Below are 25667 nucleotides of genomic sequence, written 5' to 3'. Positions count from 1 at the left end.
CGTAGCTGGCGCGGGCAGGAGAGCGAGAATGAAGATATTGCTGAAAGGAGGCACCCTGGTGGACGACGCCGGGGAGTACCGTCAGGATCTGCTGATTATGCAGGGGAAAATCGTTCGGCGCGCGCCGCAGATTGATGCAGATGAAACCATGGGCGTCATTGACGCCCGTGAACTGCTGGTCATGCCGGGCGGCGTAGATGTGCATACCCACTTCAATATAGACGTTGGTATTGCGCAAAGCTGCGACGATTTTTTTACCGGCACACGCGCCGCGGCGTGCGGCGGCACCACCACCATTGTCGACCATATGGGCTTTGGCCCGGCTGGCTGTTCGCTGCATCACCAGTTGGAGAAGTATCACCGTGATGCCGCCAGTGCGGTTATTGATTACAGCTTTCACGGGGTTATTCAGCATGTTAATCCGCAAATTCTGGAGGAAATCGCGCCCATGGTGCAGCGGGAAGGGATTAGCAGCTTTAAATTTTATCTGACCTACGGCCATATGCTGCAGGACGAAGCTATCCTGGAGGTGCTGCAAAGGCTTAACGAAGCGGGCGCGCTGGCGACGGTGCATCCGGAGAACGATGCGGCGATACGCTGGCGTCTGCGCCAGTTTAGCCAGCAGGGCAAAACCGCACCGATCTGGCATGCCCACAGCCGGCCGCTGGCCTGTGAAGCAGAGGCGATTTCACGCACTATCAACCTGGCCAGAATGGCAGATAACGCGCCTTTATATATAGTTCATCTTTCTAACGGACAGGGACTGGACTATATCCGGATGGCACGGGCAAGCGGGCAGCCGGTCTGGGCGGAAACCTGCCCGCAGTATCTGTTACTGGATATCAGCCGCTATTTGCTGCCTGACGGGTTGAAATATATCCTCAGCCCGCCGCTACGTCCGCACAGCGAGTTGGATAAATTGTGGGTAGGCATCGCCGACGGCGCTATTGATACGCTGGCGACCGACCACTGCAATTTCCCTTACCGGCAGCGCCAGCAGATGGCGACGGGTGCTTTTACCCGCTGCCCTAACGGCCTGCCCGGCGTAGAAAACCGGCTGGCCCTGCTTTTTTCTGAAGGCGTTATGAAGGGCCGCATCAGCCGTTCGCGTTTTGTTTCACTGACCAGCAGCATGCCCGCGAAACTGTTTGGCCTGTGGCCGGAAAAAGGCAGTCTGCAACCCGGTGCCGATGCCGACCTGGTACTGTTCGATCCTCGCCGCCAGCAAATTGTGCATCACGCCGATCTGCACGATAACGGCGACTACACACCCTATGAAGGATTTTGCTGTCAGGGCTGGCCAGTTATGACCCTTTCCCGGGGAGAAGTTGTCTGTCGGGAAGGCCGCTTTACTGGCCAGGCCGGACACGGTCGTTTTATTTCTCGTAAGCCATTTGTAACAGGGAGTCACTGATGAAAAAAAGAATCGTATTGGCGCTGGGCGGCAATGCGCTTGGCGCCGGGCTGACCGAACAGATGCAGGCCGTGCAGAGTACGGCAGAAACTATCGTGGAGCTGATAGCGGAAGGCCACGAGCTGGTTATTACCCATGGCAATGGTCCCCAGGTCGGCATGATCCACCAGGCGTTTGAAGCGGCGGCCCATACGGCAGCCCATTCGCCAATATTGCCGATGTCGGTTTGCGTGGCGCTCAGCCAGGGTTATATCGGTTACGATCTGCAAAATGCGCTGCGTGAAGCGCTGCTCGATCGGGGCATCAGTAAAAACGTGGTTTCGCTAATTACCCAGGTGCGCGTGGATGCGCGAGATCCGGCGTTTTTGCATCCTGATAAACCGATCGGCTCTTTTTTGTCGCAGGAAGAGGCACGCAAGCTGAAGGCGATGGGGATCCTGTTAATGGAGGATGCCGGTCGTGGCTGGCGGCGCGTGGTCGCCTCGCCCAAACCTTTAGAAATAGTTGAGGCGCACGCAGTCAAAACCCTGCTGGAGGCCGGTCAGATAGTGATTACGGCTGGCGGCGGCGGCATTCCGGTCATCGCTCAGGGGAACCACCTTCAGGGTGCCAATGCCGTGATCGACAAGGATCTTGCCAGCGCGGCTCTGGCGCAGGATATCGACGCGGATATGCTGGTTATCCTGACGGCCGTCGAAAAAGTTGCGGTGGATTTTCGTCAGCCTCAGGAGCGCTGGCTGGATAAACTGACGCCTCAGGAAGCTCTACGCTATATTGCCGATAAACAGTTTGCGCCTGGCTCTATGCTGCCGAAAATTGAAGCCGCTGTTGCCTTTGCCGAGTCAAAGCCGGGCCGTCAAACGCTGATTACGCTGCTTGCCAAAGCCCGGGAAGGCATTGCGGGCCAGACCGGTACTCTTATTCAGCAGTAGCGGCCAGCAATTTGTCTACTTTATCGATTATTTGCTCGTCGCTGGTGACGATCCGGCGACGGTGCTGGATCAGCGCTGCCAGAATGCTGGTGGCGATTTCCTCTGGCGTTTCCGCCGCAATATCCAGCCCTACCGGCGCGTGCAGACTTTGCAGCCGCGCTTCGTCGAGCGGCTGTTTCTTGAGTTTTTCGCGGTAGTGCTGCGCTTTGCGGCGGCTGGCGAGCAGCCCCAGGTAGCCCAGCGGCAGATAAATAATTTTCTCCAGCACTTCCCAGTCCTGGTGGTTGGTCGCCACAATCACCAGGCTGCTGTCGGTTAGCTTAAGCCGGGCAAGAATATCGCTATAGTCGGTGCCACTGACGCGCTCGCACGCTTTCGGCAGCGCCGGATGCCGCAGATTTTCCTGCCAGGGATCGGCGATAGTAACCTGAAACCCCAGGGGTATGGCCGCCTGAGCCACTGCCCGGTTGACATGGCCCGCGCCCAGCAGGAAGAGCGCCGGGCGACGGGGATAGACAGCAATATAGATAGTCATTGCGCCACCGCAATCAGAACCCACCGCATCCGCGCCCTGACGCGCCAGCTTGCCGTGGAAGAGGCGCGAGCGCTCTTCTGCCAGCGCGGACATGGCCTGTTCTACCGCCAGACGCTCAATCATTCCGCCGCCAACGGTGCCTGCCGTCACGCCCTCCTCCGATACCAGCATGGTAGCCGAATGACGCGGTGAAGAGCCTCGGCACTCAATAATATGCAGTAGCGCAAAAGCGCGGTTTTCTTTTTCCAGGCGACTGGCCAGCGCAAACAGACTCATTTTCACTCCCTCGCAATGGTTCCTTCCTCAGCCAGATGCAACCCCTGTGCCGTTTTTATTTTCTTTACATTCAATGGTATAGATTATTTTTTTCTCTCACCTTCTCATAATGAGAGCCAGTCTTCTTATATTGCGACGATTTTCGCCCGTCACGGCGGCCCGGGATTTTGCAAATGCCAGTCATTCTCACCCGCCGCGCTGCCGTTTTGGCTTCGCTGGCTAATTTGCGAAAGCCATCACGAAAAAGGGATGAAAAAGCAGCAAAAAAACACTCTGGCTCGCTTGTTGCTATGGCCCAGCCAAACCGCTGGTATTGGAAAAGCGGCTAACTGGCAGCATTAAGGAGCTACTTATGGGTGACATCATGCGTCCCATTCCTTTCGACGAACTCCTGACGCGAATAGGCGCGGAATATCAGGAGAATCGTTCGATCTTCGGTATTCCTGAAACGGAATTTTATCAACGGAACCCGCAGCGGCGGATAGCGCTGTTCGGCGAGCGCTGCGATACTCCGGTCGGGCCAGCCGCCGGGCCGCACACTCAGCTGGCGCAAAATATTATCGTCTCCTGGCTCACCGGGGGCAGCTTTATTGAACTGAAAACCGTGCAGATTCTGGACCGGCTGGAGCTGGAGAAACCCTGCATTGACGCCAGCGACGAAGCCTTTAATACCGAGTGGTCTACTGAATTCACGCTGAAAAAAGCCTGGGATGAATATCTTAAGGCCTGGTTCGTGCTACACCTGCTGGAAACGCTTTACACGCCGCGTCCTGAAGGCACGGGGCGCTCTTTTATCTTTAATATGAGCGTCGGCTACGATCTGCAGGGAATAAAGCAGCCCGCGATGCAGACCTTTATTAACGATATGCTGGATGCCGGTAAACATGAAAAATTCACGCTGTATCGGCAAAATCTGCAGCGCTTTCTCGCCCACGGCGGCTATCAGCTGCTGCAAAAAGCACGGTCTGCCGATCTACAGGCACTGCCCCAGCGAATTTCCGCCCGTATGGTTAACAGCGTTACGCTTTCCACCATGCACGGCTGCCCGCCAGACGAAATCGAGTCTATCTGCCGCTATATGCTGACGGAGAAACAGCTGCATACTTTCGTCAAGCTGAATCCCACGCTGCTGGGCTACAGGCGAGTGCGGGAAATTCTGGATAACAATGGCTTTAACTATATAGAGCTGAGCGAAGAATCCTTTAGTCACGATCTGCCGCTTGAGCAGGCGTTGGGCATGCTCGAACGCCTGATGACGCTGGGCCGGGAAAAGCAGCGAACCTTCGGCGTGAAGTTAACCAACACGCTGGGCACGCGTAATCATAAACAGCGTCTGCCGGGCGAAGAAATGTATATGTCAGGCCGCGCGCTTTATCCACTCTCCATTAACGTTGCTGCGCTGCTGTCGCAGCATTTCGACGGCAGGCTGCCCATCTCTTATTCCGGTGGCGCCAGCCAGTACAATATTGCGGAGATTTTTGCTACCGGCATCCAGCCAATCACGATGGCGACCGATTTGCTTAAGCCCGGCGGCTATTTAAGGATGAAAACCTGCGCGCAGATCCTTGAAAACAGCGAGGGCTGGGCGCGCCAGGCCATTGATGTTCCCCGGCTGCAAAAGCTGGCCGACGAGGCGCTGTCCGCGCGCTGGGCGCAAAAATCCTGGAAATCCCGCGAACAAATCGACGCTGGCGGCCCGCTACCGCTGACGGATTGCTATGTCGCGCCCTGCGTCACCGCCTGCGCCATCAGCCAGGATATTCCTGAATATCTCCGGCTGGCGGGCGAAGGCCGTTACGTCGAGGCGCTGGATTTAATCTACCAGCGTAATGCCCTGCCTGCGATTACCGGCCATATTTGCGATCATCAATGCCAGAATAACTGTACTCGCCTGGATTACGACAACGCGCTTAATATCCGCCAGATTAAAAAAATCGTGCTGGAAAAAGGCTGGCAGGCGTATCGCCAGCGCTGGCATAAACCGGCAGGCTCAGGCGATAAACATCCCGCTGCGGTAGTAGGTGCCGGGCCAGCCGGGCTTGCCGCCGCTTTCTTTCTGGCGCGGGCGGGCCATCCGGTCACACTGTTTGAACGCGAAGCCAGCCCCGGCGGCGTCGTGCAGCATATCGTGCCCCGGTTCCGCATCCCGGCGAAGCTGATTGAGCAGGATATTCAGTTTATCGCCGACCACGGCGTCAGGTTCGTTTTCAACTGCGACCCCAACCTGACCATAGCGCAGCTTCGCCAACAGGGGTTCAGCTGGATTTGTCTCGGCATCGGCGCCGGAAAAAACAATGCGCTGCCGCTGGCGGGCGGCAATCCGCACGTCTTCCGCTCGTTTGATTTCCTGAAGGCATTTAATCAGCAGTGCGTCGATGGCGCGATTCAGGGCGACGTAGCCGTGGTGGGCGCAGGCAACACGGCGATGGACTGCGCCAGAGCCGCGCTGAAAGTGCCGGGGGTTCATTCCGTCACCCTGCTTTATCGCCGGGAAGAACAGGATATGCCCGCCTGGCCGGAAGAGATAGCCGCAGCCAGGCAGGAAGGCGTGCAGTTTATGACGCTGGTCAACCCCGAAAGCTATATGCCCGACGGCGAGCTGCTGCTGCGGGTCATGAAGCCCGGAGAACCCGACGACCAGGGCCGACGCCGTCCGCAAGCCACCGCGCAAACGCTGAGCCGGAATTTTGACGCGCTAATCACCGCCACCGGCGAAAAACCGGATGAACAGGTTCTGCAGCAAATCGGTCTGCCCCTTTCCGCTTCCGGCCATGTCGAGGTCGATCCGCACACGCTGGAAACCAGCCTGCCAAACGTTTTTTTAATTGGCGATGTGCAGAGCGGCCCGGCTTCGGTGGTTGCGGCGATTGGTGGCGCGCGCAAGGCCACGCGCGCCATTCTCAAACGAGAAAATATTCACTGCAACGATGAAGACAAACGCTGGCTGAACAGCGATCCCATTGCCATTTATCGCCGCCACGGCGTCGTTGCCGTGCAGCAAATAGAGGCAGACGACGCGCAGGCTTTTGCCCGTCAGGAAGCCGCCCGCTGTCTGGAATGCAACTACGTTTGCGCCCGCTGCGTGGATGTCTGCCCGAATCGCGCTAACGTTGCGCTTGCCGTTCCGGGCTTTAGCAGCCGCCAGCAAATTTTGCATCTGGACGCGCTCTGTAACGAATGCGGCAACTGCGCGCAGTTCTGTCCGTGGCAGGGGAAACCCTATAAAGACAAAATCACCCTGTTCAGTCGCCAGGACGATTTTGAAAATAGTACCAATCCCGGCTTTTTACTCGACAAACAGCAGGTTCGGCTACGCCTGAACAAACGCGTCTGGCAGCTGGATCTCGACAGCCAGGGCAATATCACGGATGAGATCCCTGACGAACTGCAAACCATGGCCAACATTATCAGCTACACGCGCCAGCAACATGCTTACCTGCTGGGCAGAGTGGAGGAATAACCATGCTGCTGCTGAAAAACTGTACTCTTGTTAATTTTTATCCCGCCCGGGTCGTCGAAAACGGCGATATTGCCATCGACGGCGATAAAATCGTTGCCGTTGGCGGCGATCTCACGGCGGATTACCCGGATGCCTACTCTAAGCCCATGCACGGTAAGTTGGTTATGCCGGGGCTGGTCTGTGCGCATAACCACTTTTATTCAGGCCTGTCACGCGGCGTGCTGGCGCCGATTCCTCCCTGCCCGGATTTTATCTCCACGCTAAAAAATCTCTGGTGGCGACTGGACCGAGCCCTGGATGAAGAGTCGCTCTATTACAGCGGTTTGATCTGCGCACTTGAGGCGATCCGCCACGGCTGCACCGCGGTTATCGATCATCATGCCTCGCCGAACTTCATTAAAGGATCGCTGGCGATCCTGCGGCGTGGATTTATCGAAGCCGGGCTGCGTGGCATGACCTGTTTTGAAACCACGGATCGCAACGGCGGTTTGCGCGAGCTTGAAGCGGGCGTATCGGAAAACATCGATTTCGCCCGCCTGATCGATGCCCGCCGCGCCGACAGCCTGCAGGAAAGGCTGGTTGAGTGCCACCTTGGCGCGCATGCGCCGTTTACCGTACCGGATAGCGGCCTGGCGATGCTGGCCGAAGCAAAGCGGGAAACAGGCCGTGGGCTGCATATCCATGTAGCGGAGGATCGCTACGACGTCTCGCACAGCCATGATAAGTACGGTATGGCTCCCATCGCCCGCCTGGACAGGTTCGGCCTGCTGGACGAAAAAACACTGATTGCGCACGCGCTCTGGCTCTCGGCGGAGGAAGTCGCGCTGCTTAATCAGCGTCAGGCCTGCCTGGCGCACAATGCTCGTTCCAACATGAATAACCATGTCGGCTATAACCATCATCTGGCCGACTACCAGCTGGCAGCGTTAGGTACCGACGGCATTGGCGCGGATATGTTTGAGGAGCTGAAATTCGCCTACTTTAAACATCGCGATGCGGGCGGCCCGCTCTGGCCAGACAGCTTCTTACGCATGCTGCATAACGGCAATATCGTGCTGGAGCGGAATTTCTTACAGCCTTTCGGCCAGCTGGCTGCAGGTTATACCGCAGATTTGACCATCTGCGACTACGTTTCGCCTACGCCGCTCCGGGCAGAAAACCTGGCGGGACATTTGGCTTTCGGCCTCAACAGCACGGCGGTACACAGCGTGATGGTCGCTGGCAAGCTGGTTTATGAAGATCGCCAGTTCCCCTTTGACATTGAACCGCTTTATGCGCGCGCGCGCAAAGCCGCTGCCAGGCTGTGGCAAAACATAGCCGGGCTGTAAATCGGTAAGCCTTCGAATCGTAGCCGGGACGAGTGCCCGGCCGTAAGGGAGATACATCAATGAATGCCTCTGCAGTCCACACCGAATCACTTCCGGCTTCTGTTTTACCTGTCGATCGGGTGCTGCCCGTTGGACAAATGATCCTCTATGGACTCCAGCATGTGCTGGTTATGTATGCCGGTGCCGTGGCCGTACCGCTCGTAGTTGGCGCGGCGCTTGGCCTCAGCGACGCGCAAATTATTATCCTGATTAGCTGCGATTTAGTAATTTGCGGCCTGGCTACGCTATTGCAAACGCTGGGTGCCGGACGCTGGCTGGGTTGTCGCCTGCCTGTGGTACAGGGCTGTACCTTTGCCGCGCTGATCCCGCTGGTGCTGATTGGCCGGGAGTACGGCATGGGCGGCATCTCCGGCGCGGTCATGGTTGCCGGGGGTTTTACGTTAATTAGCGCGCCCTGGATCTGCCGACTGGTACGCTTTTTCCCCAAAGTCGTGATGGGATCTATCGTCACGCTGATTGGCCTGTCGATTATGCCGGTGGCCGGTGGCTGGATAGGCGGAGGAAGCAGCGGCATGGCCGGATTTGGTAACGTCACCTCGCTGGCGATGGCCGCCCTGACGCTGGTGATCATTCTGAATATTTATACCTTTGGCTCCGGACTGATTAAAAATATTGCCGTTTTGATCGGGTTGGTTGCAGGTACCACGCTGTGGTATTTCGTCGATACGCTGGATTTCAGCCGCGTAGCGTTCAGCCCCTGGGTGAACGTGCCCGTTCCGCTACAGTTTGCTACTCCGGAGTTTCATCTGGTGCCAATCCTGCTGCTGTCGATGGTAATGATTGTGGTGATGGTGGAAACCATGTCATCCATGATTGCTACGGGTGAAATGGTAGGCCGTAAAGCCGATCGGGAGACGCTGAAGAAAGGGCTGCTTGCCTGCGGCATGGCCACCTTTTGCGGTAGCCTCTTTAATTTGTTTCCCTATGCGGCCTTTGCACAAAACGTGGGGCTGATTAGCCTGACCGGCGTAAAAAGCCGCTTTGTCGTGGCTGTCTCCGGCTGCATTCTGATTTTAATGGGGCTATTTGCCAAAATGGCCGCGCTGGTGGTTATCGTGCCCAAACCGGTGCTGGGCGGTGCTGGCGTGGTAATGTTCGGCATGGTTGCCGTTTCCGGCATCCGCACGCTGGGCGAGGTCAACTATCGCAACAACAACAACGGCATGGTGGTGGCGCTGACGCTGGGTCTGGGATTAATGCCCGTGCTGGTGCCTGCGCTGTTCGCGCAGCTCCCGGAGATGGCAAAAATGTTTTTGCACAGCGGTATTACGGTCGGCACCTGCGTGGCGATTGTGGCGAACCTGATCCTGAACGGTAAAGGCGCTCAGTTTCAAAACCGCAGCTGCGTAAACTGCGCACCCGAAGAACTCGTTCAGTCTACGGCAGCACGTACCGTAGCGGTCAGGACGGTCAGAATGTGGCTGCTGCTGCGTCGGGCCAGAGAACAAAAGGCGAAAGAAGCGGATTAGGTCTGAAAAGCACACACAGCCGTGGTTCAACAGACCCGCGGATAATAACTGAGGCGCCTGGTCGCGTTTAAACCAGGAGCAGCTGTAGAAAAGTCGAACCCGCCGGAAGCCTCAGGTTTATCAGCAGGCTGGACTGCACCTTACCCGGTTGGCTAACCAACCTTTGGGTCGCAGCTCCGGCACTGAGCGGATAAAATGCCGCCGTTGTGTGCCGGGCATGCAGTCAACCTGGTTCAGGTTAGTTCAGGCCGCGTTTGCAGCCTGCCGCCCTGTTGCTTTTGCCCGACCGCCTCGGTTTCTCCGTATTGGCTGCTGTCCTGGAGGTCTGCCCGGCTTTCACTGAAACTACTCCGGCTTGCGTGGATACTCCTCGCTGTTTACCCAGGCGTGATCTTTTTCCCAGCTGAACTTCCACAGACGTACCGGCCCGGCCATCACGTTCAGGTAGTAGTTGTCATAACCGGCGATGGTCGCCACAGGATGGTAGCCGCGCGGCACCGTCACCACATCGTGGTTATAGACCGCCATGCACTCATCCAGCGAACGATCGTCGGTATAGACGCGCTGCATGGCGAAACCCTGCTCCGGATTAAAGCGGTGGTAATAGGTCTCTTCCAGATAGGTTTCGCTTTCTGAATTCTCCTGGTCGTGCTTGTGACTGGGATAAGAGCTGGTATCGCCTTCGTCGGTATAGACCTCGACCACCAGCAGGCTGTCGGCTGGCTTATCGTCCGGCAGGATGTTGTGTACCAGCCGCTTATTGCGGCCTTTGCCGCGTCTTTCGACGCCCACATCGCCTGGCGCAATCAGCCGTGCAGGCAGGTTGCCGCTGCCGGGCGCGCGGCATACCGCCAGCTCCAGATCGGAATCCGCCCGTACCTCTACCTTGTCGTTATGCGGCACGTAGACCGAATAGGGCGGCGTGCGCTCAAAAGGCGACATGCGTTTGCCGATGCCGGGAAATTCGGCGTTACGGGTTTTCACCGAGGCCAGTCCGGCGACCAGCACCAGGCACAGCTCCTGGCCGCCACTTTCAAGCTGCAAAGTCTGGCCCTGCTTCAGCTGCCAGGCTTCAAAGCCTACATAGCGCCAGTTAGCGCTTTCCGGCGTCACCTGCTGGATGCGCCCCTGCGCATCCGGGCGTTGTGCTTTAGACAGCAATGACATCACGCTTCTCCTTGTAGATTAGCCCAGGGTTGGCATGCTGAATTCAGAGACGGTTTTCTGACCGCTCGGCCAGCGCACGGTAGCGGTTTTCATCCGCGTATAGAAGCGAACGCCGTCCGGCCCATGAACGTTGAGCGCACCGAACACGGAACGCTTCCAGCCGCCGAAGCTATGGAAGGCCATCGGCACAGGAACCGGCACGTTAACCCCTACCATACCCGCCTGTACTTCGCGGACAAAGTCGCGTCCGGTATGACCGTTGCTGGTAAAGATAGCGCTGCCGTTGCCGAACTCGTGGCTGTTAACCAGCTGCAGGGCCGTGGCGTAATCCGGCGCGCGCATAATGCTGAGCACCGGGCCAAAGATCTCTTCCCGCCAGATCACCATATCTGAGGTGACGTTATCGAAAAGCGTGCCGCCAACATAGTAACCTTCTGTATAGCCCGGCACCTGGAAGTTACGGCCGTCTACTACCAGCTTCGCGCCCTCTTCCACGCCTTTATCGATATAGCCCAGCACTTTTTTCTGATGGGCGGCGGAAACTACCGGCCCCATTTCGTTTTCTTCGCTGCCTTTCTGTATGCCAGGCCCCACGCGCAGGGCTTTGACCAGCGGCGTGAGCGCGGCGATCAGTTTATCTGCGGTATCATCGCCGACGGCGACGACCACAGGCAGCGCCATGCAGCGTTCGCCAGCTGAGCCAAAAGCGCCGCCCATAATGGCGTTAACGGTGGCATCCAGATCCGCATCCGGCATCACTATTGCGTGGTTTTTGGCGGCGCCGAAGGCCTGCACGCGTTTACCGTGCGCGCTGGCGGTTTTATAAATGTGTTCCGCCACGCCGGAGGAGCCGACAAAGCTGACTGCCTGAACGCGCGGATCGGTATAGAGCTGTTCTGCGTCTTCGTTTGAGCAGTGAATAACATTAAAGACGCCGTCCGGCAGCCCTGCTTCCGTCAGCAGTTCGGCCATGCGCACGGAGGCGGATGGATCCAGCGCTGGCGGCTTGAGTACGAAGGTGTTGCCGCAGGCCAGCGCGATAGGGAACATCCATAGCGGCACCATCGCCGGGAAGTTGAACGGCGTAATACCCGCCACCACGCCCAGCGGCTGCATCAGCGAGTAGCTGTCTACGCCGGTCGCCACGTCTGCGGAATTTTCGCCTTTGATCAGATGAGGAATACCACAGGCGAATTCAACGACCTCCATACCTCGGGTCAGTTCGCCCAGCGCATCTGACCAGACTTTGCCGTGCTCGCTGACGATCAGCGCGGCCAGCTCGTCGCGATGCTGCTCCATCAGGGCTTTAAAGTTAAACAGCACGCGGGCGCGACGCAGCGGCGAAGTACGTGACCAGCCGTCAAAAGCGTTATGCGCGACCTCAATGGCTTTGGCTACTTCTTCCGCCGTGCTTTGCGTTAACTCACGCACCGGTTTGCCGGTCGCCGGATCGTAAACCGGAATCGTTTCATTGCTGGCGCTCAGAGAGGTTTTCCCGCCGATAAAGTTTCCTGTGATAGTCATGTTCTGGCCTCTTGGATGTATGTGTTCCCCGTCGGCGGCCGCCCTGATGGCAAACGACCCGACCGGGCAATTCCCGAATGCGTGCAAAGACAGTATTATATTGGAATAAATTTTTCAAATACTCGACTTTAGAAAATCTGTTTTTAGCGGCGCAGATCGCATTTTTTTGCTGGCCCGCCGTTGGGAAACCTCTGCCCTCTGAGCAGGATGAAAAAGAGTACGAACCCGCTTTTGCTGCGGTCTGATGCACTAAAAAATCCGGACAGCAGAAGAAAAACCTTCTTAGGGCCCGGTTCAGAAACCGCGCCAGCCACTGGGCTATCACCAGGCTAAAAACGAAATTTTGCGAGAGGGATCCAAAAATTTAAGTTTCATAGTTCCTTTGTTATGAAATAAATGTTTTCTTAAGCCGCATAGCCTCGCCGTGCTGATAACAGGCTGGTTGCCCAGGTCAGCGCTGGCGACATTTGTCCCCTTTCTTTTGCAGGAGCAGCAAGATGGCCATTGATCCAACCCGTTTCTGTGTTAACCGCAAGATCGCGCCCGGTCTCAGCATTGAGTCTTTCTTTCAGCTGGTTCACGGCCTCGGCCTGAACAAGGTTGAGCTGCGTAACGATATGCCCGGCGGCAAGGTAACGGATAATCTGAGCTACGGTGAAGTTCGCGAGCTGGCGCAGCGCTACGGTCTGGAGATAGTCACCATTAACGCCGTCTATCCTTTTAATCAGGCTGACGACGCGCTGCTGGCAAAAGCGGAAGGCCTGCTGAAAGATGCTAACGGCGTTGGCGCAAAGGCGCTGGTGCTCTGTCCGTTAAACGACGGCACGCCGGTTTCGGCGGAAGAAACCATCAGCGCACTGAAAAAGCTGGCGCCGCTTTTTGAAAAGTATGGCGTGGAAGGGCTGGTCGAACCGCTGGGCTTCCCAATCAGCTCGCTGCGCTCTGCCGTCCAGGCGCAGTCGCTGATCCGCGATGCCAACGTGCCTTTCCGCCTGCTGCTGGATACTTTCCATCATCATCTGTATGAAAAAGCGGAAGAAGAATTTGAAAGCGGCATCGATATCGACAATATCGGTCTGGTTCACCTGTCCGGCGTCGAGGATACGCGCCCGACCGCAGAGCTGACCGATGAAGAACGCATTATGCTGAGCGAAGGCGATCTGCTGAAGAGCGCGGCTCAGGTACAGCGGCTGGAACGTATGGGTTATAAAGGCATTTACGCGCTGGAGCCTTTCTCTTCGGTCATGGAGGCCTGGAGCGCGGCGGATATCGAGCGAGAAATTCGCCAGAGCATCAGGCTGCTGCAGGATCAGGCTCTGTAGCCACCAGCTTTATTTCGCCATTGTCAGATCCCTTATTTCCTCTCTTTTATCTGTGTTGTGTCTGGCGGCCTTTATGGCCGCCCTTTTTTTAACGGTTTCGGCAATCGCTTTTTTCAGCCGCTTTCCTGAACGCTTGCTGCCAGCAAACGGCGGGCTTTTAGCGTCAGCAGCATTGCCAGGCAGACCAGCAGCGCGCTAAGCAAATAGATAGTCGGCACGCCAGCGTAGCTCATTACCAGCCCCGCCAGCGGCCCGGTGATGCCCAGGGATAAATCCATAAAGGCGGTATAGGTCGCCAGCGCGCTGCCCTGATTCTGCGCCGGAACGGCCTTCACCGCCACTACGCCAATTGCCGGAAAAACCAGCGAAAAACCGGCGCCGGTCAGCAGCGCGCCCAGCTTCGCCATCCAGGGATCAACCGCCCCCCAGACCAGAAACAGACCAACCGCCTCTACGGCAAAGCAGACCGCCGCCACCATCAGGCCGCCATAGCGATTGATGGCGTTGGGAAATAGCAGTCGCGTGCCGACGAAGGCACTACTAAACAGCGTTAGCGCCCAGGCCGCGCCGTCCCAGCCTTTGGCCTGATAAAAAAGCGTGATAAAGGTGGCAATAACGCCGAAACCGGCCGAGCCCATCGCCAGAATAATGCCGAAGCGCCAGACTTTGCCCAGTACGGCGCGGAAAGGCAGCGGCCTGCCCTTAGCGCTTTTAACCGTGGGTCGCGGCAGCGCCATCAAAAGTGCTACCAGCGCGATTGCCGTGACCACGCCAGCCAGCAGCAGCAGACCGCCCCAGCGATAGATGCCTACGCCCAGCGGCGCCCCTATCGCCATCGCGCCATAGGTGAAAATACCATTCCAGGAGATAACGCGACCGATATGCAGTGAACCCACCACGCCAACGCCCCAGAGCGTTGAGCCAGTGCCGGCAAAACTCTGCCCAACGCCGAGAATTACCCTACCCAGGCAGAGCAGCAGCAGGCTCGCCACAGGTGCTGCCGCACTTAAAGCGGCAAGCGCATAGCAGAGTCCGCTAATCAAACAGCCGCAAAGCCCGAGTATTACTACTTTTTTTGGCCCCAGCAGATCGGCAAAACGGCCTGCATGCGGGCGGCTAAGCAAGGTGGCGAAATATTGCAGGCTGACCACCAGCCCGGCCCAGAAGGCGCTGTAGCCCATCACATCATGAACATAGCCAGGCAGCACCGCCAGCGGCAGTCCTATGGTCAGGTAGGCGGCGAAGTTGAAAATAACCACGGAAATAATGCGCAGATTCAGGCGTAAAGCGCCAGGAGCTTCCGACGCGGGTTGTTCAGGCATGGCAGGGAATATCCTTTCCGGGATGAGATAAAAATAACTATAACCTGATTTTATCCTGCCCAGACACCCAACGAAAAAATCAGTTGCGGTGTCTTCTCCGGCGCAGGCCAGCGATTGCTGCGGCCTGCGCACTAGTGCCGTGTTAAGAGCTTTCCTGAAATCAGGCGCTTGCTGGCGAACTGCCGCTACACTTAATCACAAAAAGCCCAAAGGAGAAGGCATGAACGCACCACAGCAGGAGAAGATGGGGCAGAATATGCTGCTGAAGATGGCGACGCTGGTCGTAGTATTGGCAGGCATCAAAGCGGCTTCTTCCATTCTGGTTCCCTTTTTACTGGCCCTGTTTCTGGCCATTGTTTTAAATCCGCTGGTAACGATGCTGATGCGGCGCGGCGTGAGGCGCGGCCTGGCTATCAGCCTGGTGGTTGCCGCCATGCTGATAGCACTGGGGCTATTAGTAGCGATGATCGCCGGTTCGGCGGACGAGTTCACCACCGTTTATCCGCAGCTTCAGCAGCAGATGACGCAAAAGCTGGCGCAGGCACAGCAGCTTGTCGCGCCTTTGCATATTAATTTGTCCACTAACAGTCTGGCCGCCCGGCTCGATCCCAACGCTATCATGGGCATGGCAACGCTGATCCTCAGTCAGTTCTCCGGGGCGTTGACTAACTTTGTGCTGCTGCTAATGACGGTCATTTTTATGCTGTTCGAGGTGCACCACCTGCCCTACAAGCTGCGGTTCGCGCTGATCAACCCCAAAATCCGTATTGCTGGCCTGCACAAGGCGCTGAAAGGGGTTACCCATTACCTGGCGCTGAAAACCCTGATTAGCCTGATTACCGGCTTTGCCGTCTGGCTGGTGCTGATGTTGTTGGGCGTGAAGTTCGCGCTGATGTGGGGCGTAGTAGCTTTCGTTTTAAACTACATTCCCAATATCGGGCCTATTATCGCTGGCGTGCCGCCTACGCTACAGGCGCTGCTGTTAAATGGTATTTACGAAGCGGGCCTGGTCGCCGCACTGTTTAGCGCTATTCACATGGTGTTTGGCAACATGCTTGAGCCGCGCGTCATGGGAAAAGGCCTTGGCCTTTCCAGCCTGGTGGTTTTTCTGTCGCTGATTTTTTGGGGCTGGCTGCTGGGCCCGGTAGGTATGCTGCTTTCTGTCCCTCTTACCAGCGTGTGTAAGATCCTGATGGAGACCACGCCGGGCGGCAGCAAGCTGGCTATTCTGTTGGGCAACGGCAGGCCGCCGCGTACGCCGAAGCCCAAATTGCAGAAGTAGCCGTCAGCGCGCGTCAAAAACGCTGGTGTCGGTAATGGCCTGGACGTTGACTTTATTGGGAAGAACCGCCAGCGATGAGAAGAGATCGGCCACCTGCTGAACTTTTTGGATATCCTCCGCCGTTACCGGGCGTATGCCGTGAGAAATGCGCGCGGTAATAGCTTCGGACTCTTTTGGCGGCAGGCGAGTCAGCGAAGAGTAAACCTGATTATATTCTGCAGGATGGGCAATTCCCCAGGCGCGCGCTTTTGCCAGGCGGCGAGCAAAGTCGGCGATAGCCAGCCGCTTCTGCGGATCCTGCAATGAGCTGCCGGTCGCGGTGACGAAAGAGAGCGAAGTAGTCAGGCCTTTACTGTCGCGCAATAGCCGGGCGCCGTGCTGTTCAGCGATGCCGAGGTAGGGATCGAAAGTAGCCCAGGCGGCGATTTGCCCGGAATTAAACGCCGCGCTGGCGTCGGTCGGCAGGACAAAGCGCACCGTAACCGCCGTTTGCGGCACTTTAGCCTCCTGTAGCGCTTCGTACAGCAGATGCTGCGAGATGCTGCCGCGAGCCGAGGAAACCACTACCGTTTTTCCAGCCAGATCTTTAACGCTGCGCAGCGGTGAATCCGCTGGCACAATCAGGCCGTTGGCGGCACCGTCGCCGACATTGGTAGCGATAATTTTTAGATCGACGCCGCCAGAAGCCGCCATTAACACCGGCAGATCGCCTGCATAGGAAGTATCCACCGCGCCAGCGCGCTGCGCTTCAAAAAGCGGCGCGGCGCCCTGAAAATTTGCCCAGCGATAGTCATAAGGCGCATCCTTCATGACGCCCGAGGCCTCGACCAGCGAGCGCAGGTTACGCGCCTGATCGCCCAATACCAGCGTGACTTTTTCCGCTTTTGCCGTCCCAGCTACCGCGATAAGCCCCAACAGCAGCAGCGCAACTTTTCCTGCTTTCATGCTTGTTCCTTAAAGCGCATTGCGCTGTAGCTGACGGATATAGGCATCCCAGTGCAGAAGATATTTTTTGTTTTTAATACCGTTATCAAAAACCTGCGCGGCTTTTTCCGCCACGTTATCGGGAACAATCGTGAGTTCCGCGCCGCCGGACTGCGCGGCCAGCTGCGCCACGCACGCGCGTTCCAGGTAATAGAGGTTGTAAAAGGCCTCTTCCAGATCCTGGCCACAGGTAAGCAGGCCATGATTGCGCAGGATTAGCGCATTCAGATCGCCAAGATCGCCGACGATACGCTGCTGTTCATCCAGATCCAGCGCGATACCTTCATAATCGTGGTAGGCCAGCCGACGATAAAAACGCATACTGTGCTGCGAGATCATCAGCAGGCCGTTTTTCTGCGCCGCCACGCCAATTCCCGCCGCCGTATGCGTATGCAGGACAGCATGTGTCTGTGGCCGGGCACGGTGGATGGCGCTATGAATGACGTAGCCTGCGGGATTGATACCCAGCCCGCTGGGGTCATCCAGAATTTCGCCGTCCAGATCGACTTTTACCAATGTTTCCGGCGCAATTTCGTCAAAAGTCTGGCCATAGGCGTTGATCAGGAAATGCGGCTTGTCACCCGGCACCCGCAGCGAAAAGTGGGTATAGATATGGTCTGTCCAACGCAGCCGCGCGGCCAGCTGGTAACACTGCGCCAGTTTGACGCGAGCCTGCCATTCGGCGTCGGTAATGCGCGCACGAAGCGAATCGGCGGAATGCAGAGCGCCGGTCATAAAAACCTCCTGAATAACAGCATGATGGGTAGCCTGGGCATCCTGGCACAGAAGAAACGCCGGGCGGAAACGATCAATACGGCAATAATTTGCATAAAATTAGCTAAGCGGCGGCGACACGCTTTTTCCCGGCGCCATGCTACCTTTACTTTTTTCAGGCGGCGCAGGAATGCCGCTCACAGGGGTTGGACGTGCCGAAAAAAAATGGTGAGAAAAGAGGCGTATTGCTGGCCGTTGCTGGCATAGTTCCGCTGCTGCTTTGTCTGGTTTTTACTTTTATTGACGCCAGGCAAATTGTTAAACGGCAGCAGGAAGCCACTGCCGATATGCTGCTGTCGCATGCTGAAGCGATCGCCGATCGAGCCTGGAGTATGATCGATCGGCTACAGCTTTTTACAGGAAAGTCTTGCCCGGATATTAACGAGCAGCTGCGGCGCTATGCGGCGCTGTTCCCCTATTTCCGTTCGGTAGGGCTGATGCAGGACGATCTGGTGTCCTGCTCTTCTGCTTTTGGCAGCATGAGCATCAATATCGCCACCATTATCCAGCGTCAGCCGCCGGAAAACCGCAGCGCGCGGTGGATGCTTTCCTTAAGCAAAACCTGGGCCGTACGGGATCGCCCTGCCGTAATTTTTATGTACGATGCGCCGGGCCATTTCAGCACTTTTGTACTGGTAGACGGCCAATATTTGCTGGACGTGATGAATGCGGTCGGCAGTAGCCAAAACAACAGCATCGATTTGCAATTCGGCAGCGGCTTCGCCCTAAGTAGCCATATGACCGAAACGCACGAGCACAGCCTGCTACAGGCGGCGACGCTGGGCAAAAGTTCCGGCCGCTACCCCATCGCCGTTCAGGTGACTTCGCCCGCCAGCGATATTGCGCTGAACTGGCGCCACGGTCTGTTTACTTTTTTACCTATGGCGCTAATCCTTTCGCTACTGCTGATGACCGTGACCAATAACTGGTTGAAACGTAAGCTTTCTATGCGCGATCGGCTGCGGCAGGCCATGTTACGCCGCGAATTTTCAGTGAATTATCAGCCCGTTTACCATATTGCTACTGGCAGGGCCAGCGGCGCCGAGATATTGATGCGCTGGCAGCAGCCGGACGGTAGCTGGGTAAGGCCGGATCTGTTTATCGCCGCTGCTGAAGATGAAGGCATGATAGTGCCGCTAACGCGCCATCTGATAGAGCTGGTGCTTGAAGATGCAAAGCAGTGGATTCTACCGCCCGATTTTCGTCTGGCGATTAACGTGGCCGCTGCGCATGTGCAGCACGCCGACTTTGTCGATGATATGCGCTATTTCGCTGCCGGTATGGCGGTGCATCAGCCGGACATTACGCTGGAACTAACCGAGCGCAGTCTGCTTTCAGATGGCGAAGAGGTCGTGCAAAAACTGCAGCTGCTGCGTAGCGAAGGCATTCATATCGCCGTTGACGACTTCGGTACCGGCCACTGTTCGCTCTCTTATCTGCAAACCTTTCCGCTTGATTACCTGAAAATCGATCGGGGGTTTATCAACGCCATTGAGGCGGTGGAAGGCGAAGCGCCGGTGCTGGACGCAATCATCATGCTCAGCCACAAGCTTGGGTTGAAAATTGTGGCGGAGGGCGTAGAAAATGCTGTGCAGCTGCATTATCTGCAGGATCGCGGCGTAGTATTTATTCAGGGGTATTATTATGCGTATCCGATGGACAGCGGCGCGCTAATGGCCTGGCTAAAACAGGAAGGCCAACGTCCGCTGATTTAATCATTTATCGCATCTGGTATTAACAACGCGATCTAAATGCGTAACGATTTACAATTTCATTTGCGATGACGTAATGCGGCGCGTAATGCTACCGTCACCGCCTCATCTTCGGAAAGGCTTTTCTGAACATTCGTTTTTATTCCGGCTTCCTCACGTTTTAACCGCTGTCTTTCATTAATCCTTTCCAGCGTGGATATAATACTTTCCGTGAGCTGCTGATACTCCTGATATATTTCATGCTGATTTTTTGGGCGATCTCTCTCAGCTCTGAAACCCTCTATTTCACCAGTAAAATCAGCTAAATAATTTGATTTTACTCCTTTTGTTTTGGGGGGCGACAGGGCTAATTCCCCTGAGTTGACCCCACACTTTTGCAGCATCTTGTCTGCGCTTTTACCACAATCTAACCAGGCATTTTGGTCTGCATAAACCTTAATTTTACCAGGGTTTAATTTTGTGACCTTTTGGGAAAATTTTAAATTAACCTCGGTAACAGACAACCAATAATTTTCAAAGGGAGATTTTGTTTTATTATACATTGCACACTCCGCATAACTGCGGCTGGCAGTATTACTGATCAAAGAAGCAGGTGCAATACTTAATTCATCCGGGTTCTGGGCTTGATTTTAATATAAAAAAATGTGTTTATTGCGGCTATTTATGCCTGCTGTGGCCGCGTTGCGGATACCATTTTCGCCTTGAGGAGTGATGGCAAGCGCGCCGCCCACGCTGTAACAATTGGTAACATAATCTAATTTCAGTTAGAAATTATGTTACGCAGCGTAGAGACGATATACTGAAAGCAGACAGGAATTTGTTACAGGAACAACAAGCTTGCTACCAATCTCTGTCTGTAGGACAAAAGTCCGTACGTTATTTCGCTCTGCCCCGCTACAGTCGCGTGGCAGAACGGATGATTTTTTCAGGAAACAGTCAATTACAGGGTGTTTTATATGAAGCTACGTAGGAAGCGTGTTAAGCCGATTGGCTTAAAAGACGTAACGATCATTGATGATGCCAGGTTACGCAAAGCCATCACCGCCGCGTCGCTTGGCAACGCCATGGAGTGGTTTGACTTTGGGGTATACGGTTTTGTGGCCTATGCGCTGGGCCAGGTGTTTTTCCCGGGTGCCGATCCAGGTCTGCAAATGATCGCCGCGCTGGCGACCTTCTCCGTTCCTTTCCTTATTCGCCCGCTTGGCGGTCTGTTTTTCGGCGCGCTGGGCGATAAGTATGGCCGTCAGAAAATCCTTTCTATTACTATTGTTATTATGTCGGTCAGTACCTTCTGTATCGGCCTGATACCTTCTCATGCCAGTATCGGTATCTGGGCGCCGATCCTGCTGCTGCTGTGCAAAATGGCGCAGGGCTTTTCAGTCGGCGGTGAGTATACCGGCGCTTCTATCTTCGTGGCCGAATATTCGCCAGACCGCAAGCGCGGCTTTATGGGTAGCTGGCTCGATTTCGGCTCCATTGTCGGTTTCGTGACGGGCGCGGGCCTGGTAGTGCTGATTTCAACCGTGGTCGGCGAAGCGAACTTCCTCGACTGGGGCTGGCGTATTCCTTTCTTCGTGGCGCTGCCACTGGGGCTAATCGGTATTTACCTGCGTAACGCGCTGGAGGAAACCCCGGCGTTCCAGCAGCACGTCGATAAGCTGGAACAGGGCGACCGCGAAGGCCTGGCCGATGGCCCGAAAGTTTCCTTTAAGGAAATTGCTACCAAACACTGGAGAAGCCTGCTGGCCTGTATCGGTCTGGTACTTTCGACCAACGTGACCTATTACATGCTGCTGACCTATATGCCAAGCTATCTGTCGCATAACCTTCATTACTCCGAAGATCACGGCGTGATGATTATTATTGCGATCATGATCGGTATGCTGTTTATTCAGCCGGTAATGGGGCTGATGAGCGATAAGTTCGGCCGTCGCCCGTTTGTGATTATCGGCAGTATCGCGCTGCTGCTGCTGGCGCTGCCGTGCTTTATGCTGATTAACAGCAACGTAATGGGGCTGATTTTTGCCGGTCTGCTGCTGCTGGCGGTGATCCTGAACTGCTTTACCGGCGTGATGGCGTCGTCGCTGCCAGCGATGTTCCCTACCCATATCCGCTACAGCGCCCTGGCCAGCGCCTTTAATATTTCGATTCTGGTGGCTGGCCTGACGCCGACGCTGGCGGCATGGCTGGTGGAATACACCGCTAATCTCTATATGCCAGCTTACTATCTGATGGTGGTAGCGGTTGTCGGCTTGATTACCGGTATCGCAATGAAAGAGACGGCTAATATGCCGCTGCGCGGCGCTACGCCAGCGGCGTCTGATATTGCCGAAGCCAGAGAGCTGCTGCAGGAACACCACGATAATATCGAGAGCAAGATCGAAGATATTAATGAGCAGATTGCCGAGCTGGAAGAAAAGCGTAAGCATCTGATCAACCAGCATCCGCGTATTAACGAGTAATCTGTACGAAGTTGTTTTAGCCTGAGGCCCGCGATCGCGGGCTTCAGGTTGATGACAAACTCTTTGTTGCGTTTAAATCAGTGCCAGAGCAGCAGAGGCAGAGCGGAACATGGACACGCCGTGAAATCGTCCCTGATGGCTCGGTTGGCGCGTCCATTCGCCAAACGGTCCACTTATCCGCTCAGCCTCTGCCGCTATCAAGCTGCCGTATTGCTGTAAAAAAAGAGAGTCCTGATGAAGGGTTCGAGTTTATCAGTAGTCTGAGGCCCGCTATCGCGGGCTTTTTTTCGTCTGTTATGCGCCTGTCAGAGCTTTTCGCCCGTGGTCCAGTAGGTACCGGTTTCCGGCAGCGGCAGGAAATCCCGGTTCATTTCCCGTAGCGTATTGGCCGGATCCACATCCTGGAATAGTTGTGGATGTAACGTTTTGGCAAAGATTTCTACCGTCAGCAGATGCCAGGGACTGAGATAGAAATTGTGCCAGACCGCCAGCGTTCTGCCGTGGCGAATCGCCGCCAGCTGCGCCAGCACCGGCTGAGCGGCCAGCGCCCGGGAAAAAGAGTGCCGCGCCGCTTCCTGAGTAGCCTGAGGGCCCAACTGCAGCTGATGCTGTCCGTTACCTAATCCCGTCGCCAGGAAAAAGTCGGGCTGGGCGGCCAGCACCGTCTCCGGGCTTAACTGGCCAAATACGCTGCTGAATTTGCCGGCGGCGATATTGTTGCCGCCTGCGAAGGCCAGCAAATCAGCAAGATTGCCGTGCCCAACGGTAGTACAGCACTCTTCGCGGCGGCCTATATGCAGCTGTAGCATCACGCTCGGCTTTTTCGGATCGGCCTGGCGCAGCCGCTCGCGGATCAGCCCCATATGCTGCTGGTAAAAAGCGATAAAACGCCGGGCTTGCTGCTGGTCGTCCAGCGCTTCGCCCAGAATTTGCAGGCTGGGCACGGTATTTTTAAGCTGATCCACGCGAGTATCAACATAGATAACCGGAATGCCCGCCGCGCTCAGTTGCGTCAGCAAATTATCCTGCGTCGTTGGCTTTTTAGCGTAAAGCGGCAGAATAACCAGATCGGGACGCAGCGCGATAATTTTTTCCACGCTGAGCTGGCCGGGCGCGGCTCCGCCAATTAGCGGTATATTTTTGATAGCGGGAAAAGCGGCTGTGTAGCGCGCCCAGGTTTGCCGATCGTAATGTTCTAAATCGGCAGGCCATCCCGCCACACGCCGCAGCGGATTACCTTTTTCCACCAGCGCCAGCGTATAAAGCAGGCGTCCCTCGCCCAGCACGATACGCTGCGGGTTGTCCGGCACTGTGACTTTGCGCTGCAAAATATCGGTTACCGTTTTCGCCTGCGCCGCGCTGCTGGCAACCAGCAGCAGCATTATCAGCCATTTCTTCATGGTTTTTCCTGTCGGTTCAGAAATCTACAGAAGCAGAGACCACGATTTCACGCGGTGCTCCCTCGCTGACGCGCAGGCTGCCACCGCTGGATTCGTAATACTCTTTATCGAACAGATTGTTGACGTTGACTTTCAGACGGGTCTGTTTGCCCACCAGCTTGCTGTCCCAGGCGACGAAAGCATCTGCAACCGTATAGTCCGGCATGGTGAAGCTGTTTTCCGGATCGCCTGCACGCGAACCGACATAGCGTGCGCCGCCACCTACGCGGATATCGCCCGGCAACCAGGAGAAGCGCATGGCATGCGTCAGATAGAGGCTGCCGCTGTTGGTTGGCGCATTGACCAATCGGTTGCCGACGTTAGCGGAATTGACATCATCCTCGACGATTTCCGTTTTATCGTGGCTGTAAGTAGCGATCAGATTCCAGTCAGGCGCCAGCTCGCCGTTGATTTCCATTTCCGCGCCGGTCGAACGCGCTTTGGGGATATTGCGCGTGCTGCCGTTAATCAATACCGACATATCTTTTTCGTCGATACGGTAGAGCGCCAGCGTGGCGGACACCGCAGGCACCATTTGCCACTTGGCACCCACTTCATAGGTGGTGCCTTTTTCCGTCGAGGCGACATTGCCGTCGTCATCGGTCTGGGTTGAAGGCGTAAAGGATTTACTGTAGCTGCCATAAAGCGACAGATCCGGCCGTACTTTGTACACTAATCCCATCTGTGGCAGGAAAGCATCGCCGCGATCGTTCAGCGTGGTCTGCGGATCGCTCCAGCCGCTACTGGCGGTTTGGGTATAGCGCTGATAGCGGGCACCCGCTACCGCTATCCATTTATCCGTCAGGTGAATACTGTCTTTGGCATAAAGCGAGCGACTATAAAGATTAGTGCGCAGGTTACTTTGAGCGTCAGAAACCGTGCTGGCGTTGACCGGCGGCTCTTCGCCGTAAACCGGATCGTACATATTGAAGGTTTTCGAAACCTTGCCGCGGTAAGAATAGGCTTTATAGGTTTCATCCTGCTCGTAGTCGAGACCCAGCATGATGTCATGCTGCATGCCCCAGATTTCCGGGCTGCCGCCAATATCCCAGGAGAGATAAGTCGTTTGATGGTTGAAGCCGCGGTTGGCATCCGCACGACGGGAAACAATGCCCGTTGTCGCGTTGATTGCTGTCGCGCGCACTTCATTACTGTCATAGCGGCGCTGCATCCAGGCGTAGTTGAAGTGGGTTTCCCATGTCTCATCCAGATTGTAGCCGTAGCTGACGTTGAGGCGCTTGTTTTTCCCCCAGGCATGGTTGGCGCTGTCGTCGATACGCTGGTTGTAAGGGATGTTGATCGGCTTCTTGTTGATAAAAGCGGTGCCGCGATCGACAGGAATATCGAACTTATATTCGGTATAGCTGATGTTGAACGAGGCTTTATCGCCGTACCAGCTTAGCGATGGGGCCAACAGCGTATGCTCCTTTACCCCAAAGTTGCGCCAGTAGTCTTCACGCTGTCGTTCCGCAATCAACCGGAAGGCGAAACCGTCGCCCAGCGGGCCGGTGATATCTACGCTGCCCGCGCCGCCGCCTGAACTGGTGGTTTCGCCGCTAATACGGGTATTCCATTCATACTGCGGCTTTTTGCTTATCAGATTGATAATGCCGCCGGGATTTTGAATGCCATACAGCAGCGAGGCGGAACCCTTCAGCACCTCCACATGGTCTATGGTGCTGTCCATCGACAGGCCCTGGTTGCTGCGCACGCCATCGATAAAAATAGAGCCATCTGAGTTGCTGCCGAAGCCGCGCTTGACGAAGCCGTCTTCAATCGCGCCCAGCGTATTGCCCTGGGTCACGCCGCTAACAAACTTCATTGCGTCGGTCACGCTTTTAACCTGATAGTCTTCGATTACCTGCGGCGTGACCACGCTGACAGACTGAGGCGTTTCATTACGCGGCGCGGACGTTTTGGTTGCGGCGGTGGCTGTGTCCTGGTTATAGCTGCCCGCCGTGTCGGCACGAGCGGCAGTAACGGTAAGCGTTTCAGCGCCGTTCTCCGCAGCCAGCGCGGCGGTGCTAATCAGGGAAAAGAGTAAAAACAGGGGCGTTTTTCCTTTAGCGCCTGAGGCGGCAAAAGGCATAGCAAAAGGTGTTTTCATAATAGGCGCAGGCTGTCGTTATAATTGGCGCGGATGATAATAATTTTCATTGCTATTAGCAATTTCAAAAAGCCGATTAAAACAACGAAAAAGGGCCC

19 protein-coding genes are annotated in these 25667 nt (G+C 55.9%); 10 read left to right on the top strand and 9 right to left on the bottom strand.

What is annotated here, in order from left to right:
- Positions 1–28 precede the first annotated feature (28 nt).
- Together hydA and arcC are read left to right on the top strand one after the other, a co-directional pair.
- Positions 29–1414 (top strand): dihydropyrimidinase, encoded by a 1386-nt coding sequence (gene hydA, locus ACETPC_RS16420; RefSeq protein WP_380183131.1) that lies wholly within the window; start codon positions 29–31, stop codon positions 1412–1414.
- Complete coding sequence (arcC, locus tag ACETPC_RS16415) at positions 1414–2346, top strand: carbamate kinase (protein WP_380183129.1); 933 nt, start codon at positions 1414–1416, stop codon at positions 2344–2346. Before hydA ends, arcC begins: the two co-directional genes overlap by 1 nt.
- On the opposite strand, the gene ACETPC_RS16410 is transcribed toward arcC, so the two are convergent.
- Entirely contained in the window at positions 2333–3157 is an 825-nt protein-coding gene (locus tag ACETPC_RS16410) for an XdhC family protein (protein ID WP_380183127.1), read from the bottom strand. The genes arcC and ACETPC_RS16410 overlap by 14 nt on opposite strands.
- Before the next feature lie 173 nt (positions 3158–3330).
- Here ACETPC_RS16410 and ACETPC_RS16405 point away from each other — a divergent pair, with 173 nt between their 5' ends.
- From ACETPC_RS16405 to ACETPC_RS16390, 4 genes are read left to right on the top strand one after another with little or no spacing between them, the layout of a single operon-like run.
- Positions 3331–3486 (top strand): hypothetical protein, encoded by a 156-nt coding sequence (locus ACETPC_RS16405; protein WP_380183125.1) that lies wholly within the window; start codon positions 3331–3333, stop codon positions 3484–3486.
- 23 nt (positions 3487–3509) lie between these two features.
- Positions 3510–6617: a putative selenate reductase subunit YgfK gene (ygfK, locus tag ACETPC_RS16400; protein WP_380183123.1), complete on the top strand. Its 3108-nt coding sequence runs from the start codon at positions 3510–3512 to the stop codon at positions 6615–6617.
- A gap of 2 nt (positions 6618–6619) precedes the next feature.
- The gene (gene ssnA / locus ACETPC_RS16395) at positions 6620–7945 is read left to right on the top strand and encodes a putative aminohydrolase SsnA (protein WP_380183121.1); all 1326 of its coding nucleotides are present in this window, start codon (positions 6620–6622) and stop codon (positions 7943–7945) included.
- A 59-nt stretch (positions 7946–8004) separates the two neighbouring features.
- Positions 8005–9474 (top strand): nucleobase:cation symporter-2 family protein, encoded by a 1470-nt coding sequence (locus tag ACETPC_RS16390; RefSeq protein WP_380183119.1) that lies wholly within the window; start codon positions 8005–8007, stop codon positions 9472–9474.
- Between the two features lie 345 nt (positions 9475–9819).
- Here ACETPC_RS16390 and iolB read toward each other — a convergent pair whose 3' ends face one another.
- Together iolB and ACETPC_RS16380 are read right to left on the bottom strand one after the other, a co-directional pair.
- Positions 9820–10641, bottom strand: coding sequence for a 5-deoxy-glucuronate isomerase (iolB, locus tag ACETPC_RS16385; RefSeq protein WP_380183117.1), 822 nt, complete (start codon positions 10639–10641; stop codon positions 9820–9822).
- An 18-nt stretch (positions 10642–10659) separates the two neighbouring features.
- A complete protein-coding gene (locus ACETPC_RS16380; protein ID WP_380183115.1) occupies positions 10660–12165 on the bottom strand; it encodes a CoA-acylating methylmalonate-semialdehyde dehydrogenase in 1506 nt (501 codons plus the stop codon).
- 497 nt (positions 12166–12662) lie between these two features.
- Between ACETPC_RS16380 and ACETPC_RS16375 the strand changes: the two genes are divergently transcribed.
- The gene (locus ACETPC_RS16375; protein WP_380183113.1) at positions 12663–13487 is read left to right on the top strand and encodes a TIM barrel protein; all 825 of its coding nucleotides are present in this window, start codon (positions 12663–12665) and stop codon (positions 13485–13487) included.
- 113 nt (positions 13488–13600) lie between these two features.
- Here ACETPC_RS16375 and ACETPC_RS16370 read toward each other — a convergent pair whose 3' ends face one another.
- Entirely contained in the window at positions 13601–14809 is a 1209-nt protein-coding gene (locus ACETPC_RS16370) for an MFS transporter (RefSeq protein ID WP_380183111.1), read from the bottom strand.
- A gap of 220 nt (positions 14810–15029) precedes the next feature.
- Between ACETPC_RS16370 and ACETPC_RS16365 the strand changes: the two genes are divergently transcribed.
- Positions 15030–16091: an AI-2E family transporter gene (locus ACETPC_RS16365; RefSeq protein WP_380183109.1), complete on the top strand. Its 1062-nt coding sequence runs from the start codon at positions 15030–15032 to the stop codon at positions 16089–16091.
- Positions 16092–16094: 3 nt separating this feature from the next.
- Here the strand turns inward: ACETPC_RS16365 and ACETPC_RS16360 are convergent, their stop codons facing one another.
- Complete coding sequence (locus tag ACETPC_RS16360) at positions 16095–17036, bottom strand: ABC transporter substrate-binding protein (RefSeq protein WP_380183107.1); 942 nt, start codon at positions 17034–17036, stop codon at positions 16095–16097.
- A gap of 9 nt (positions 17037–17045) precedes the next feature.
- On the bottom strand, positions 17046–17810 hold the full coding sequence (locus ACETPC_RS16355; RefSeq protein ID WP_380183105.1) for a class II aldolase/adducin family protein: 765 nt from the start codon (positions 17808–17810) through the stop codon (positions 17046–17048).
- Between the two features lie 191 nt (positions 17811–18001).
- Between ACETPC_RS16355 and ACETPC_RS16350 the strand changes: the two genes are divergently transcribed.
- Positions 18002–19564 (top strand): EAL domain-containing protein, encoded by a 1563-nt coding sequence (locus ACETPC_RS16350; protein WP_380183103.1) that lies wholly within the window; start codon positions 18002–18004, stop codon positions 19562–19564.
- Between the two features lie 56 nt (positions 19565–19620).
- Here ACETPC_RS16350 and ACETPC_RS16345 read toward each other — a convergent pair whose 3' ends face one another.
- On the bottom strand, positions 19621–20103 hold the full coding sequence (locus ACETPC_RS16345; protein WP_380183101.1) for a hypothetical protein: 483 nt from the start codon (positions 20101–20103) through the stop codon (positions 19621–19623).
- 414 nt (positions 20104–20517) lie between these two features.
- On the opposite strand from ACETPC_RS16345, the gene proP reads away from it, so the two are divergent.
- On the top strand, positions 20518–22023 hold the full coding sequence (gene proP, locus ACETPC_RS16340) for a glycine betaine/L-proline transporter ProP (RefSeq protein ID WP_380183099.1): 1506 nt from the start codon (positions 20518–20520) through the stop codon (positions 22021–22023).
- Positions 22024–22328: 305 nt separating this feature from the next.
- Here the strand turns inward: proP and ACETPC_RS16335 are convergent, their stop codons facing one another.
- On the bottom strand, positions 22329–23423 hold the full coding sequence (locus tag ACETPC_RS16335) for an ABC transporter substrate-binding protein (RefSeq protein ID WP_380183098.1): 1095 nt from the start codon (positions 23421–23423) through the stop codon (positions 22329–22331).
- Positions 23424–23439: 16 nt separating this feature from the next.
- Positions 23440–25569, bottom strand: a complete 2130-nt coding sequence (locus ACETPC_RS16330) for a TonB-dependent siderophore receptor (protein ID WP_380183096.1) — start codon at positions 25567–25569, stop codon at positions 23440–23442.
- Positions 25570–25667: the final 98 nt, after the last annotated feature.

Source organism: Pantoea sp. sgz302252 (genome assembly GCF_042610525.1).
GTDB lineage: Bacteria > Pseudomonadota > Gammaproteobacteria > Enterobacterales > Enterobacteriaceae > Erwinia.
This window is presented reverse-complemented; position numbering and strand designations above follow the sequence as displayed.

Bases quoted from the DNA above. Each gene is read 5' to 3' on its own strand.
- hydA (WP_380183131.1), top strand. From the start codon at position 29: ATGAAGATATTGCTGAAAGGAGGCACCCTGGTGGACGACGCCGGGGAG.
- arcC (WP_380183129.1), top strand. From the start codon at position 1,414: ATGAAAAAAAGAATCGTATTGGCGCTGGGCGGCAATGCGCTTGGCGCC.
- ACETPC_RS16410 (WP_380183127.1), bottom strand. From the start codon at position 3,157: ATGAGTCTGTTTGCGCTGGCCAGTCGCCTGGAAAAAGAAAACCGCGCT.
- ACETPC_RS16405 (WP_380183125.1), top strand. From the start codon at position 3,331: ATGCCAGTCATTCTCACCCGCCGCGCTGCCGTTTTGGCTTCGCTGGCT.
- ygfK (WP_380183123.1), top strand. From the start codon at position 3,510: ATGGGTGACATCATGCGTCCCATTCCTTTCGACGAACTCCTGACGCGA.
- ssnA (WP_380183121.1), top strand. From the start codon at position 6,620: ATGCTGCTGCTGAAAAACTGTACTCTTGTTAATTTTTATCCCGCCCGG.
- ACETPC_RS16390 (WP_380183119.1), top strand. From the start codon at position 8,005: ATGAATGCCTCTGCAGTCCACACCGAATCACTTCCGGCTTCTGTTTTA.
- iolB (WP_380183117.1), bottom strand. From the start codon at position 10,641: ATGTCATTGCTGTCTAAAGCACAACGCCCGGATGCGCAGGGGCGCATC.
- ACETPC_RS16380 (WP_380183115.1), bottom strand. From the start codon at position 12,165: ATGACTATCACAGGAAACTTTATCGGCGGGAAAACCTCTCTGAGCGCC.
- ACETPC_RS16375 (WP_380183113.1), top strand. From the start codon at position 12,663: ATGGCCATTGATCCAACCCGTTTCTGTGTTAACCGCAAGATCGCGCCC.
- ACETPC_RS16370 (WP_380183111.1), bottom strand. From the start codon at position 14,809: ATGCCTGAACAACCCGCGTCGGAAGCTCCTGGCGCTTTACGCCTGAAT.
- ACETPC_RS16365 (WP_380183109.1), top strand. From the start codon at position 15,030: ATGAACGCACCACAGCAGGAGAAGATGGGGCAGAATATGCTGCTGAAG.
- ACETPC_RS16360 (WP_380183107.1), bottom strand. From the start codon at position 17,036: ATGAAAGCAGGAAAAGTTGCGCTGCTGCTGTTGGGGCTTATCGCGGTA.
- ACETPC_RS16355 (WP_380183105.1), bottom strand. From the start codon at position 17,810: ATGACCGGCGCTCTGCATTCCGCCGATTCGCTTCGTGCGCGCATTACC.
- ACETPC_RS16345 (WP_380183101.1), bottom strand. From the start codon at position 20,103: ATGTATAATAAAACAAAATCTCCCTTTGAAAATTATTGGTTGTCTGTT.
- proP (WP_380183099.1), top strand. From the start codon at position 20,518: ATGAAGCTACGTAGGAAGCGTGTTAAGCCGATTGGCTTAAAAGACGTA.
- ACETPC_RS16335 (WP_380183098.1), bottom strand. From the start codon at position 23,423: ATGAAGAAATGGCTGATAATGCTGCTGCTGGTTGCCAGCAGCGCGGCG.
- ACETPC_RS16330 (WP_380183096.1), bottom strand. From the start codon at position 25,569: ATGAAAACACCTTTTGCTATGCCTTTTGCCGCCTCAGGCGCTAAAGGA.